General features: G+C 41.7%; 10 protein-coding genes. 4 read left to right on the top strand and 6 right to left on the bottom strand.

All coding sequences use genetic code 11. The features are described from left to right. The first annotated feature begins 163 nt into the window (after positions 1–163). Positions 164–1,279, top strand: coding sequence for a sensor histidine kinase (locus tag SYJ56_RS24300; RefSeq protein WP_323838762.1), 1,116 nt, complete (start codon positions 164–166; stop codon positions 1,277–1,279). Further along, positions 1,257–2,093: a LytR/AlgR family response regulator transcription factor gene (locus tag SYJ56_RS24295; RefSeq protein ID WP_323838761.1), complete on the top strand. Its 837-nt coding sequence runs from the start codon at positions 1,257–1,259 to the stop codon at positions 2,091–2,093. The genes SYJ56_RS24300 and SYJ56_RS24295 overlap by 23 nt, the downstream gene beginning before the upstream one ends. Positions 2,094–2,102: 9 nt before the next feature. Here the strand turns inward: SYJ56_RS24295 and SYJ56_RS24290 are convergent, their stop codons facing one another. The 3 genes from SYJ56_RS24290 to SYJ56_RS24280 form a co-directional block, all read right to left on the bottom strand. Further along, positions 2,103–4,718 carry a thiopeptide-type bacteriocin biosynthesis protein gene (locus tag SYJ56_RS24290; protein ID WP_323838760.1) on the bottom strand — a complete coding sequence of 872 codons (2,616 nt, stop codon included), beginning with the start codon at positions 4,716–4,718 and terminating at the stop codon, positions 2,103–2,105. Positions 4,719–5,048: 330 nt separating this feature from the next. Next, entirely contained in the window at positions 5,049–5,267 is a 219-nt protein-coding gene (locus SYJ56_RS24285) for a hypothetical protein (protein ID WP_323838759.1), read from the bottom strand. Positions 5,268–5,507: 240 nt separating this feature from the next. Beyond that, complete coding sequence (locus tag SYJ56_RS24280; protein WP_323838758.1) at positions 5,508–5,717, bottom strand: hypothetical protein; 210 nt, start codon at positions 5,715–5,717, stop codon at positions 5,508–5,510. Here SYJ56_RS24280 and SYJ56_RS24275 point away from each other — a divergent pair. Then, entirely contained in the window at positions 5,716–6,357 is a 642-nt protein-coding gene (locus tag SYJ56_RS24275) for a DUF6266 family protein (RefSeq protein ID WP_323838757.1), read from the top strand. The genes SYJ56_RS24280 and SYJ56_RS24275 overlap by 2 nt on opposite strands. Before the next feature lie 454 nt (positions 6,358–6,811). Here SYJ56_RS24275 and SYJ56_RS24270 read toward each other — a convergent pair whose 3' ends face one another. After that, entirely contained in the window at positions 6,812–10,045 is a 3,234-nt protein-coding gene (locus SYJ56_RS24270; RefSeq protein ID WP_323838756.1) for a DUF5689 domain-containing protein, read from the bottom strand. 479 nt (positions 10,046–10,524) lie between these two features. Between SYJ56_RS24270 and SYJ56_RS24265 the strand changes: the two genes are divergently transcribed. Beyond that, positions 10,525–11,682: a porin gene (locus SYJ56_RS24265; RefSeq protein ID WP_323838755.1), complete on the top strand. Its 1,158-nt coding sequence runs from the start codon at positions 10,525–10,527 to the stop codon at positions 11,680–11,682. A gap of 1,350 nt (positions 11,683–13,032) precedes the next feature. Here the strand turns inward: SYJ56_RS24265 and SYJ56_RS24260 are convergent. Both SYJ56_RS24260 and SYJ56_RS24255 read right to left on the bottom strand, forming a co-directional pair. After that, positions 13,033–13,308, bottom strand: a complete 276-nt coding sequence (locus SYJ56_RS24260) for a DUF4235 domain-containing protein (protein WP_323838754.1) — start codon at positions 13,306–13,308, stop codon at positions 13,033–13,035. A 372-nt stretch (positions 13,309–13,680) separates the two neighbouring features. Next, entirely contained in the window at positions 13,681–13,857 is a 177-nt protein-coding gene (locus SYJ56_RS24255) for a hypothetical protein (protein ID WP_323838753.1), read from the bottom strand. Positions 13,858–14,034: the final 177 nt, after the last annotated feature.

Below are 14,034 nucleotides of genomic sequence, written 5' to 3'. Positions count from 1 at the left end.
GATCTGCTTGTATATGTTTGAATTTCAGATACTTAAATATACTCAAGTACACTGGTTCTATCTATATTCACCTCCCAATAATTCTACATTTTATTAATCGAACTCAGGTTCTAAGGAAAACTCATTCATTTCTGTTTCACTGATCATAAGCTTGATTTTTTTTATGAAACCTAACAGTCAAAAATTTTCGGGGCAAGTGCCTGGGACAAACGGTGCTGCGGTTGGGACAAACAGCAGTGTTTTGTTTAAAATCCAGAAATACCCCATCCTATATATAGGCTTATCTTGGATAGTTTATTCGGCAGTGGATATATTTTCAAGAGAACTTCTGGACTTGGACTACAGTTTATTCCTTTCATCTGTCAATCTTATATTTGCATTGTCAGTTTCCCCCGTTCTTTTTTATGGTATTTTTCCAGGTTTGAGGACATTCTGGCATGATAAGCAGCAATTGATGTGGGCAATAATCATCCTTTTCATTCTCTTGATTATTAAAATTGCCACGGACGTAACCTTGATTACTGAAATGCATCCACCTCTACATACTTGGGTGTTTGGGGGGCTGCGTATCTTCAGTTGCATGTTAATTGTATTTCCTGTGTGGGTATTGACTCTTACGGCTGAGAAATATGAACATCAGCTTATAGCTCAGCTTACCGCCCATAAACTGAAGTTGGAAAACCACACCTTAAAATATAATCCACATTTATTCCTTAATATCCTGAATGACATCAATGGAAAAGCAGCAGGGCTTTCCACTCCACTTTTTGATGATCTGACCCATCTCAACAATTTCTTCCGCTATGCCTTATGTGACGAAAATGAAAAGAATTCCCTGATCATACAGATGGATGTAATCAAATCATTTCTCCATTGCCAGAATCTCCGCTTTCCTGACAGCGTTTTTCTGGAACATGCTGTCGTTATGGAGCCCTCATTACTGACCAAAAGCATCTTTTTTCCAGAAAGTGGACTAATTGATTTGGTTCATAACATGTATATACACGGAGACCTTAGCGACCCAAGTCATCCTGGTCGCCTGTCGATCACCCTGCTGATAGACCGGGAAATAGACTGTCCTGTTCTCTCATTTCAATCACACAATAGAATCAAAGGAAAAAGGACTCAACGTCAAGGAGGTTTCGGGAATGAAGCTACAAGCAAATTTCTTAAACAATTGTTTCCCTCTTCCCGCTGGGAGGAGTCCGTGCAGGAAAATGTGTATACGCTGGAAATTACGCTAATTTTTAATTGCTATGATAAGAATAGGTATAGTTGATGATGAAATAAATGCATTGGATGTTCTTCAGGAATTTATCCGTCATGTTCCAGGATATGAAGTAAAAGTTACTTCCACAGATCCCTTGGAGATGCTGGAGGCTGCCCAAAATAAGCGGATCGATGTACTGATATCAGATATCAAAATGCCTGAGTTGGATGGCGTTGTGCTATCCGATTTATCATATAAGCTGAAAATCCCTGTGATTATTTGTTCAGCCTANGATATCAAAATGCCTGAGTTGGATGGCGTTGTGCTATCCGATTTATCATATAAGCTGAAAATCCCTGTGATTATTTGTTCAGCCTATCCCGACCGTGCCATGGAATGTATCCAAACCCAGGTAGTAGGTTTCATAAATAAACCAATTACAAAACTATTTGTTTATTTCGCATTGGAAAAAGCCAAAGAGCGACTCGGGCTGTTATTCCCAGATAGGGTCGCTCACGAAAGTCCGTATTTACTGGTAAATAAATTCGGTAACAAGAGTATACAAAAAATCATGATCGACGATATTCTTTACGTAGAGCAAAAGAATAACTACGCCTTGATCCACACCTGGCAAGACAGTGTTGTGCACAGAACAACCTTCTCCCGTTTGCTTGATACACTGGAAACACAAAGTTTTTGGAAAATCCACAAATCATATGCTTTTAACAGTAGATATTTTAGAAAGCTCGAACAGCAGCAAATTCACTTGACCAATGGAGATATTATTCCTGTAAGCCGGACTTTTATTGACAATATCCGCAACCAGATTCAAGACCATTTTAAAGATCAAGCCATAATACCAACGGACCCTGATCAACCCTAATAAAGTCATTCAATAGTTTGTTTCTGAATCAGGTATGCTCACCCCAGCTCGCTCAGAATAGACAATCTCTGCTTTTAAGTAAGAAAATCCTACTGCCCTTGCCTTTCCCATTTTTTTGTAAATCTGATATAAAACGGAGGATTCCATTTCCCTTGCCCTGCTAAGAAATACCCGGTTGACAAATAGGTGAAGATGATGAAACAGAAATTGTGGAATCACGTCCTTTTTCCACAAGGGATGGGTCTTTAGTAGAATGTTATACCTACTTGCAAAAAGGTAAAAGTGATCAAGCATCTCTAGATCTACCGTAGTAGTTAAATCCTTTTTTTGTTTGACAGAAAAAGTACTTTTGATCTGTTTTAATCGGCTGAACAGTAAGTCAGATTGCGCATGATCCCAAAATAAACGGAAGTAGATCTCACTGATAATAGATACAGCGTCTTCATTGAAATTGACCTTGCTCTCAAGTAAGGTCAGGATTAACTCTGATTCCAAACTGAAAATTGCTTCTGAAATTTCCATCCCACTCCCAAACTTGCTTTCTTCAGGGTAATAGGGTTCAAAATTGTAAGATAGAATAAGCTCGCTCTCTTCCAGTTCCTTAAAAATCCCCTCCTTAAGTAATGCTCTGGAACCAAGGTCCTTGAGCTGAAATCTAACTCTGATTTCTTGCTGTTTTGTTGTGTAATATAGGAAAAACCACCGCTGAAAAGCTCCAGTAGCTTCCACGTTCTTTATAAGACTACTTAATCCCTTCTTCATAAAAGGATCAAGACAAGAAGAGTCCAGATGTATCCTAACATATATCCAATTACCGTCAGGTTTGTTTTGAAAGTTAATCTCTTTGGGCAGCTTTGAATAAGGGAGGTCAAAATTCCATCCCGTTACTATCTGTGGATAGATTTGTGTCCTATCTCTAGTATAGGTAGGACTTTGATCAACCCAATCTGCAGAACTGATATGGCATTTGCCTTTGGAACGGAGTTCCTTTTCGATGATGTTCCGTTCACTAGGGCGATTGAGATCCAATACCAGTTCGCGGTCATGGTTGCCGAACGTGACTAGCTCAGGAAGGTGCCATTCTTTCTTCATCCGGCTAAGTGACCCGAATTTTTTAAGATCCTCTACTTTTATTGTCCATTTTTCCCGCTGAAGACATATGCCTCCCCATTTCAATTTTGGTGTGTATCGGCTGTCTTGAAAGGCAGGGTGGGAATGAGGTAAAAATCTTACCACATCCTGCTTGGCGATATGCCATAAAATCCTGGAAACAGGATGACTGATGAAACTGGGGTTTAATGGATGTTGTATAACCGGTATTACCTTTTTATCCTGTGATTCTGAATATAACTGAACGCATGTTCCCTCTGGAACACCAATCCATAGATCATTTAATTGGAGAATATTTTTGCCGTACTGGCCTCCTGTACTATCAATGCTGTAGTCAAACAGGTTGAGGTGGGAACCGATCTGTTGGGATTTTCCGGACTCTTTCAAGAGCAAATCTGCAAAAAGTGTGTCCTTTTCGGGTTTGTCTATTATGGTTTTCCGAAAGTATTCATGGATGGATGGATCTTTACCAAACCTGCCCATAAATGCATAGGGATAATTACAGGCAAAATTCTCTAGCTGTATTTCCTCGGCTTTACCTATTCGAAACACAGCCTGAAGTTGGCGTAAATTTCCGATTTCCATTTTATCTATCAGTCTGCTTAAATCCAACTCTTGTCCCATTTCCCAAAATGTACCAGAAATTTCCAAAGAGGGTTTGGGAGGAATGGACTGGATATCATAGTTGCCTGGCCAAAAATCCTTATGCTTCATCACTCTGTCCATCCTTACAAACCTGTCGTCAAATCGCGCTATAAACCATGCCTTGAATGTCTCCAAGAAGGTGGTATCTACTGGTACGAAAAGTGCTCCCATTTCCTTGGGAATTACTTCAAGCCGGTTTTTGATTTCTTTAGGTATTGTGATGGAATTCTTAATTTTTAGATCTATTGTTTTTCCTGTTTTGTTGTCCTGGGTTGCTGGACAAGTAATCAGAATTCCGCTCTTTATTAAATGTTCCCAAATAGCTTTTATTCTTCCCTCGTCTTCTGTTTCAAACCAGCTACTGAACGTGCCGAAAATTAGGAATGAATGTTCGTTAAGCCATTCATAAACCATGTCCACCACTTTCGACTGGACAATGAAATTTGCCAGCCATCCTTCCTTTTCGTCGTGGTAGGACCAAAAGACATAGTGGTGATTATTCTTTTTAAATCCCTCAGGAAGACAATAGGTGTTGAATTCCTTTTTATTAGGTGCGCTTTGGTGAGTATTAATTGGTAGAATTGGTTCTGTATCCAGATCAGTTAATGAATAGGCGGAGCCCCAGTTTCCCAATCCTACTCCTGCCCAATAGCCAAATGGAGTGGCGCGGTATCTGCCTCGTAGCAGGTATTTCAGAAGCTTTTGTTTTTGATGAGCTGAAAGATCCTTTAGTTCTTTCCCCCTCAATGTTTGTACAAAGCCTTGAGATGAATACGAAATAGCGTTTAAGATCTGTTCCCAATGTTTTTCTACTTCCTCGTTGTTTCTAGGATCAATAGTGAGTAAAGGGGCTCTGAATAGAAAGTCCATGTGTTTTTATCCAGAAATTCCGCTTTGTTTCTCTTCTATTGAACTTATGGGGACAACCGACATGATTTTGCAGGAAATTGGGACACACGACTCGCTAGTTGGGACGATAGTAGATGCTGGGTTCCGACCTCAGAAAGTATCTTGACCTGTAATTACCTGACTTGCGTCACCTTCTACCTCCATTCATTTTTAATCCGATCGATTGTAGGTGGAAGCTCCTCTAAGCTTTAACCCTTAACCTCCAAGCCTCTCTACTTCTATTAAAAGCTAATTCGTTAACTATTAATCCGATACAATTGACAACTGCGAAAACTTTTAACCTTTAACCTTCTAAGTTGGATCATTGTCTATATTTTCTACAGTTTTCATATAATCCACATTTTCCATAAAGTCCACAGAATCCACAGAATCCACGGATTCCACAGAGAGTTGGATAATAAAAACCGGCTTGCAAGATTGGAGGCCTAAATCAATCGTTAACCGGGTTGGGTGGGAAGTTCTTGAAAAAGTAAGCTCAAGGGACTTTTTTTTCCATCCTCCATAAAACATCAGCTCATGTTAAAGAAGAGATGTATTATTTACCCCAAGGATGTACAGATGATCACTGGGAGAAGTGAACGTTACGGCCAGGCTTTATTGCATAAGATCAGGGCGTTTTACAGCAAGAAGTCCCACCAGTTTATCACAGTCCAGGAATTCGCCGAATTTTCCGGGATTCCACCCAGCGATATCAGCGATTACTTGTACTAGTAAAATCCAAACGGAGGTATAGGGCAAGTAATCGCTATCCTATGCCACAGTAAATCCCCGGCTAATGTTCAGTCGGGGTTCCTCCCAGTCTTCTCCCACCTTACTTCCACCAATTTCCCACCGGAGCGGAAGAAAGCAGGATGTAGGGTGGAAGTAGCCATAGCGTAAATCCAAACCGGGATTTACGGCGGATTTGCTACCGATTGACTTATCAACCAAACAAGTGTACACTTTAACTATAGTAATCATGGGAATATTAGAAAGCAGCCTATTGGGAAGACTATCCGGATCAATGGGTAACCTGGTGTTTTATCAGTTGAACGGAAAAACAGTGGTCCGGCAAAAGCCTGGTCCACGAAAGAAACCTGCCTCCGAACGGCAGCTGTATCAGCAGCAGGCCTTCAGCATGGGGCAGAAATTTCTGACACCACTAAGAGAAGCCCTGAATTTTACACTGAAGAAAAGGGGTTGCAAATTTGAATCAGGGGCTAACCGGGCCCTGAGCTGGGTAATAAAAAACGCCATTGTCCATGAGGACAAGAAACCGGTACTTTATCCTGAAAGGGTAAGGATATCCAAAGGCTGGTTGGTCGGTCTGGAAGAGGGACGGGCAGAACGGGAAGAAATGTCTATCAAAATCACCTGGCAGCCCAATTCCTGGCAGGGGTCAGGTAGGGATGAGGATAGATTATTTGTAATTGCTTACTCCCCACAATCGAAGAGAATGTATACCGTATATGAAGGTAATTATAGAAAGTCAGGGAAACAGTTGCTTCACCTGCCTTGGAATGAACCTGAAATAGGTAAGGTCTATATCTATGCTGCCTTCTTTGCAGAAGATGGCAGTGTGCGTGAGTTCTCGGATTCTGTCTGTCTGGGGAGGGTTTGAGTAGTGTGTTGGGGCGAATGATTATTCGCCCTTACATTGGTCACCGTGGTCAAGGTTGTAGTTTTTGGGTCATGCTGTAGGGAATCCCTAGCTGATTGTTAGGGCGCGTTGGGCTGTCAAAATAGCGGGCCAGCGTTGGGACTGTGCGGTTGGAGCATTATTTTGACGATGGTTTTTGGATACTTTTGCCTGCCCGCCGCAGGAGGGCCCTCAAAAGTATCAGAGGAAATATTGATGGAGATCCAGAACCGGGATACTAATTTTAAGTCATTTAAAAATATCTATCCCTTTCAGTCATTTTGCAAGGCTGCAAACCGAATATGGAATAAGATCTATGAATATGCAGACTATAGGACAGCAAGTAAAAGAGAAGACATTGACAGTCTAGCTTTTATACCACTCAAAAAAATAGGGCCCAGAAATTTTCTGGGCCCTTTTTGTTATTGATAATTAGTTACTTTTTCAACAATCTGACAATTTTTACATCATCCTCACTCTTCAGGTGTAAGAAGTAAATTCCCTTCTTGAATCGGTTGGATTGGATGATAAATTCAATATGCCCTTGGTTAAATTGGCTGATTCCACTTTCAATTACTTCACCTCTTTCACTGTAAAGAATATAGCTTACATCAAGGCTTATCTCCTGATCGAGTTCAATAGCTATTTGATCCTCCATAGGATTTGGGTAAGCGTTTATGATTTGTGCTTCTTTAAAGCCAAGAGACACTGTACTTGTTTCCTCCCCGCAAATCACAGTTCCACAGCTGCCTAATGTTGCTCCTCTTTCTAAAAATGAAGGGACAGCATTCAGCGCTACACTCAGGGTATTGGATTGTCCGGAATTTCCAGCAGGTAAACAGACCATTACTTTGTCACCATTGTTTCCACTCCTTACATCCACCACGCAAACTGTCACCTCATCTGTAAACTCATTGCCTAGGGCATCTGTGACAGTTAATATATAGGTGGTAGTTTCTGTAGGTGAAACTGAAATTTGCTGACCTACCTGACCATCACTCCAGGCATAGGTATAAGGAGCAGTACCGCCCATAGCATCTGCAGCGCTGAGAACAGTGCTGGAAAGTGGAGGATAACCATAGTAAACTACAGCTCCTTCTCCTGCATCCGAAAGCAGAGTTTCACCAGCCAGCATTCGAACAAATACAGGAAGGTGATCAGAGGTGGTATTGGCATAATTATCAATCAGATTAAAAGGAATAAACAACCCTTCTGATCCTTCAAGGTAATTATCATAAAGCTCATTGGATAGCATGATATGGTCAATCATATTATCCTGGAAAATATAGGAGCGAAGACCTGCCTCACTCAGACTTACGGTCACCCCATCAAAATCGGCATCTGAAGTAAATACCTCATAGGTACTTGGACCAGAACCTATGGATTCGTCAAGATCATCATTGTAATCTCCCAAGAGAATAATATTTGCGTCAGCAAAATAGGTGTCTAAGCTGTCTTTTAAGACTTGGTTGTCAAATCTTCTTCGGTTCAGATCCGCTGCGGCAGAGCCTGATTTTGCATGGATGTTGATCAAATTGATTTTTTCCTTGACACCATTGACTTCGGCTATGGCCGTAACCATCCACGGAAGACGCCCACTGGACCAGAATGAAGATGGAGATCCTGTAGGATAGCTGTCCAGAAGAGGATTTAATCCCAATCTAGCTTCATCATAAACTTGCTCAAACATGGCTCTTTCTCCGATAATGTCTATCACAGCTGTATTGTAAATAAGGCAGAGCTTTTGGGCAGGGAAGCTTGGATCAGGTCCGTCGAATGAATAGGAATAGCGATCCGAGCAGATCAGGGAATATCCTGGAAGTTGACTTACTAGGGTTGCTAAAAGAGATTCATCGCTCACTTCCTGCACAGCAATAATATCCGGTAGGGTAGCTTCAAGTACTTTTAAGGCATTTGCAGCTTGAAGACTTACATCCGCAGGGCCATAATTTGTAAGGGTGGCACCGAAGAATTCCATATTCCAGGTCATGATATCCAATGTTTCGCTGGTAGGGATTTCTGAACCTTCCTGAACATATGGGCTGGTACCTGGCAGATCTTCTAGAAATCTTGGCAAAAGCTGGAGCGTTCCCCGGAAGCTTCCCAATACACCGGTAATGGTCTGTGCGCCTGAAGGAATTGTACGTCCTATTAGACTAGTGACTTCCCCATCGATTCTCAGTTCTAGGTTGCCGCTGCCATCTGTGATCACATAGTTGCTCTCAGGAAATAGTAAACCCGTAGGAATCGCAAAGGATGCCGCCGGTATGCTGATCAGTTGACCTTCCAAATCACTGGTTAGCTCACTGATACTTACCGAAATCGGAATTATTGGATTGCCGGAACTGATCAATTCATATTCTTCCACATCCACCAATTGGAGTTGTTGGTTAAATGAACCAATAGTGGCCAATAGCTGAATTTCATCTCCGATTTGGAAAAGTTCATTCCCGTGGATTTGGGTATCAAATACCGGGATGCCTCCTGTTTGATCCTGAATGAATGCAGGACCTCCAAATTGGTCTGAGGCAGTCAAAATGCCTTTGACAATTACTTTTACACCTTGAGGTTTTTGTCTAGCTGCTGCAATACTGATTAATTCTGGTTCTGGATCGACGATAATGCCGCCAAAGCTTTGCCCGGTATTGATAGAATTATAAGTACTTGGGATAGGGAATTCAGACCAGGTGAAATCAGCATAGTTAGTGGCTGAACCTTGAAGTTGGAGTGAGTATCCTACAGGTGAAGAGGTAGTTTCGACCACTCCTACATCTTCACTTGTCAATCCATCGGCAGGGCCGCCTACGGCAATAAAATCTCCCTCATAACTTAAAAACTGGATTACTTCTTGGCTTGGATTTACCAAGGCAAAGCCATCCGGAGAGCCATTTTGAAGGCCTATGATTTCAATAAAAATTGTCCCAAATCCATTGTCTTGGTTAGGGATAGTACCATTCAGAATGATGGTGTTGTAAGAAGCCCCATTATTTCCGTTGTAAAGTACCAAAGAATAGCCGGTAAGATCTAGGCCTGCAGTTCCTGCGACTTCTATACCTTCACCTAGATCAGCGCCAGTATTGTCATAATGAAATTCATTGATGAAAAGTGTTGCTGTGCCCTGAAAGGATTGGTCTGTATTGAAGGTTCCAAATGTAGCATTCGATGAGTTCTGCCATACAAAATCAGTATATACCTTTCCACTTCCTGAGAGTTGTAGAGAACTGCCTACAGGAGCGGTACCTGCTTCACTCACACCAATATCCGTGCTGCTCATTCCATCAGCTGGACCTCCAACTGCCTGAAATGAACCTTCATAGCTTAGAAACTGAACGACGGTGCCATTTTGAATTAGAGCAATCCCATCCGGGGCTCCGTTTTGTATGCCGTTTGTGGGATAAGAAATAGTAATAACTCCGTAGCCGTTTCCTGAGTCGGGAATTGATCCGGTTAAGTTTTCTGTGTCATAAACAGTTCCGTTTGCCCCATTGTAAAGCACCAATGACCAAGTGGAAAGATCAGTGCCTGCTGGTCCGGCAATTTCAATGGCTTCCCCGATATCCGTTCCGGAATTATCGTAATGGATTTCATTGATAAAGACCTCTTGGGCCAGCGCAGAACTGCTGATTAATGCCCAAAGAATCCAGGTTGTTTTAAGTAAAAATTTTTTCATAGATAAAATTGGTTTTTGTTAAAGGTCTTGATTTTAAAATGTCTTTAAGTGAGCAAAAAGTTAACTCTGCGTTATATTTCTAGGTATTGACTTTCTGATTTTTTTAACTGGTAAGTCCGTCAATTATTCTCTCGTATCATATGGGTATTTCTTAATGGTAGACTAAAAATTCGTTATCACTTTCCAGTCTACCTGCCGGATCAAGAGGGTATTTCGGAACCTTGCCATTACCATACCTTAAGCCCAAGTGCACAGTCCTATTCTGCAAATGCTTCAGATTGTTAGGATTTCAAAATTCATGTTGATCAATACTGATAGGGTTCAAGAATTAATTGAAGTACATACAGAAAACACGGTTTGGACTCTTCGCACCTTCAGATCGGGTAAATGTCCTTAAATTGAATCTTGCAATCGATGAATTAAATAAGCCAAACTAATAACAGACAGGTTTACATACCGCCAATTCACTAATGCCAACTATGTTAAGAATAAGTACCATGCGAGTGACATCAATAGCTAGTTACCTCCAGTCTTTGCTTTCTTCCCTTCCAAAACCAACTAAGGGAATTTGCATTGCTATGATGACGTTTGCTTTTTGCAGTACTGTGTATGCTCAGGATACAAAACCAGCATCTCCGTTTTCTATCAGTGGTTATCTGGAAACTTACTACATCTATGATTTTGGAAATCCTCAGGATCATAAAAGACCGGACTTTGTATATTCCTTTAACCGTCATAATGAGGTGAATCTTAACCTAGGCTATATACAGGCATCCTATCTGACGGATCAGGTGCGGGCAAATCTGGCTTTGATGACGGGCACCTACGCCAATGCGAATCTGGCTGCTGAGCCGGGCGTACTCAAGAATATCTATGAAGCAAGCATTGGGGTGAAAATCTCCAAAAACCACAATTTATGGATTGATGCAGGGATATTTCCCTCACACGTCGGTTTTGAAAGTGCTGTTGGAGCAGTTTGCTGGAATATGACCAGATCCATGCTTGCGGATAATTCCCCATATTTTGAAAGTGGAGCCAAGCTGTCTTACACCTCTGAAGATGAGCGTTGGTTTTTCAGTGGTTTGATTTTGAATGGCTGGCAGAGAATTCAACGCTTGGATGGAAATAATACCCCTGCCTTTGGGCATCAGCTTACCTTCAAGCCATCTGATAAAATTATCTTGAACAGCAGCTCCTTTATCGGTAGTGATACTCCTGATAGCTTAAGGCAAATGAGGTATTTCCATAATTTATACGGTCAGTTTGAAATAACTGAGAGAGTTGGATTGATAGCCGGTTTTGATATTGGAGTTCAGCAGCGCAGCAAAGAGAGCAAAGTTTATGATTCATGGTATTCTCCTGTTGTAATTGCCCGTTATCTGGTAAGCGACATATTGACATTGGCTGCAAGGGCTGAGTACTATGCCGATCCTTCCGAGGTGATTATTTCCACGGGAACAGCAAATGGATTTAAAACCTTCGGATACTCTTTGAATGCTGATTTGGCGGTAGCTGAAAATGTGCTGTGGCGGATTGAGGCAAGGAGCTTAAGGAGTGAGGATCGGTTTTTTGAGGACAATGGTGTTCCATCGAATGGCAATACATTCTTGGGAACCTCTCTTTCTGTAACCTTCTAATGCACTGATTTGCTGCAGCCAATGGATAAAACATGGAAAAGTCAACAGAAGATCAGTCTTGAAACTTTCGCCGCAGTTTATCTCACCACCATCGCCGCCGTTCGTGTCATCACGAACGGCTTAGACTGGCGTAAGGTATATCCCCACGCTGATCGGGTCCCGATAATTATCGTGGATGTAATCCCGATCTCATATTCCAGGAATTTGTAATTCCGTTTACTCTATCTGGTACAAGTCTCCTGACTTGGACCCAGCATAATGCAGTCTTCAGACTGCTCATCTAGTCGAATTGAAAACTACCGTGAATCTGCTCCAAATCCCTCTCGTTTCAGCAGGCATGTTGATTACTCGACGTTCCATCTCAACCACCTCCACAAGACAGTTCAGATTCAGCACCTAAGTTTAGTGTGAAGGAAAGCTGATTTCGGGCGAAGAGTTTTGCCCGTCCGCCTCAGGAGGAAATACTTTTGCTCTTTCGCCGCCGTTCGTGTCATCACGAACGGCTCTATCTGGTTCTCTATCTGGTTCAAGTCTCCTGACTTGGAACCTGTATAATGCAGTCTTCAGACTGCTCTTCCAACTCTACTCGAATTGAAAATCACCGTAATTCTGCTCCAAATCCCCTCCCGAATCAAGTTCGGGACAGGCTTCGCCCCCTTTGACAAAAACAATTTCCATGACAATTGACTCCTCCTCAGTAAAAGTATCTGTCTTGGCATTATTGCACCAGTAACAGGAGAAGACCACTATATCTATCTTTAGCTATTCAAATAGCAGAAACGCTCGTGTTTAGGGCGGGGAGGGGGCTGCAATAGCGAGGCAGGCGGTTGGTATGCGGGGAGAAGCATTATTGCAGCAAGACTTTTGGATACTTTTGGTCTCAAAAGTATCAGAGAAATCGAGCATGTTTCAAGCAACACACGGAGGGATGATTATCGGGACAGGTTATGACCATTGAAAAACAATTATAATCACATGAAAATAGTGATGAAGGTCCAGAACCGGAATTAATTTTAGTTCACATACAGAAATATCTATCCTTTTCAGGGGCTAGGATTAGGTGATGCACAAATAGCGATGGGCTCCACCCATCGTTGAGTTATACTGACCTTTCAGGCCAGATTTAATCCATGTATGAACGAATTATCATTCCCTTTTCGGTGCCATTTGTACCGTCATTCCCGCCGCCGTTCGTGTCATCACGAACGGAATTAATCGCGGTTGTTATTATGCCAACCATACATTTGCTCACCTAACATTCCAACCTATGCGGGCAGTTGTTTCGAAATCGTTCTTGCGGTTGATTCTGTTATTCCCTACCTATTTCCTGCTTTTATTATTTGGTCATTTCTATTTAAGGTGTCTGGGGACTTGCCCATCCATTTTTTTCCACTGTTTGGTAAATAATTTCCGCACAAATATTTTTATGGTAATGCCAATCACAGCTGTTATCGCTGTGTAGAGAACAACTTTCCCAAAAGATGCCTCATCAGATTCGGGGTTTTTGGGAGCAGGCTCTCCAGTGATAGCTTTATAGCGATTGTCGACTGCTGCTTTTGCAAGCGCTGCCACTCCTAGAGAGAGTACCGCTGACAGAATTGTGAATTTGTTTTTTGATAGGTTCATATCATCTTTCTGGATAACCCGCAAACTCTATGCGTAACACTTGAATTTGATCCACTCCATTCATCGGTAAGCAAGAGATTTTCGGATTTGATCCAAGCATATTTGCTCAAGGGGGAGTTGCTATCGTCTCCGCAACAATAACTAGTGCTTTCGCCACTGTTCATGTCATCACGAACGGCTTTTGTTTGTTTTGACTCTATTTGGTTCAAGTCTTTAGACTTGGACCCTGTATAATGCAGTCTTCAGACTGCTCTTCCAACTCCAGTCGAATTGAAAACTACCCACGCTGATCGGGATTTGCAATCCCGATCTCATATTCCAGGAATTTGTAATTCCGTTTACTCCTATCTAGCTCAGTCTTCAGACTTGTGTTTACGTATGCAGTTTTTGCTCCAAATCCCCTCCCGAATCAAGTTCGGGACAGGCTTCGCCCCCTTTGACAAAATCCATTTTCAGCACAATATATTTGCTCAAGGGGGAGTTGCTATTGTCTCCGCTACAATAATTAGTGCTTTCTCCACTGTTCTTGTCATCACGAACGTACGGCATAAATTACCTTAAATCGACCCCTGCAACTTACTAACATGCACATTTCATATTTTACCAATTAGAATAAAATCTATAAAAAATTAAATATATCAAAGAAATTGAATCTTATGGCTATTTAAATGGATTTAAGTAGTTTCATATGTAAAAATATGCCCCATTTGCTAATTTTCAAAGAAG

Origin of the sequence: Algoriphagus aurantiacus (assembly GCF_035156405.1) — a bacterium.
GTDB lineage: Bacteria > Bacteroidota > Bacteroidia > Cytophagales > Cyclobacteriaceae > Algoriphagus > Algoriphagus aurantiacus.
Note: the sequence above shows the minus strand (reverse complement) of the source record. Positions and strands in the feature narration are given on the sequence as shown.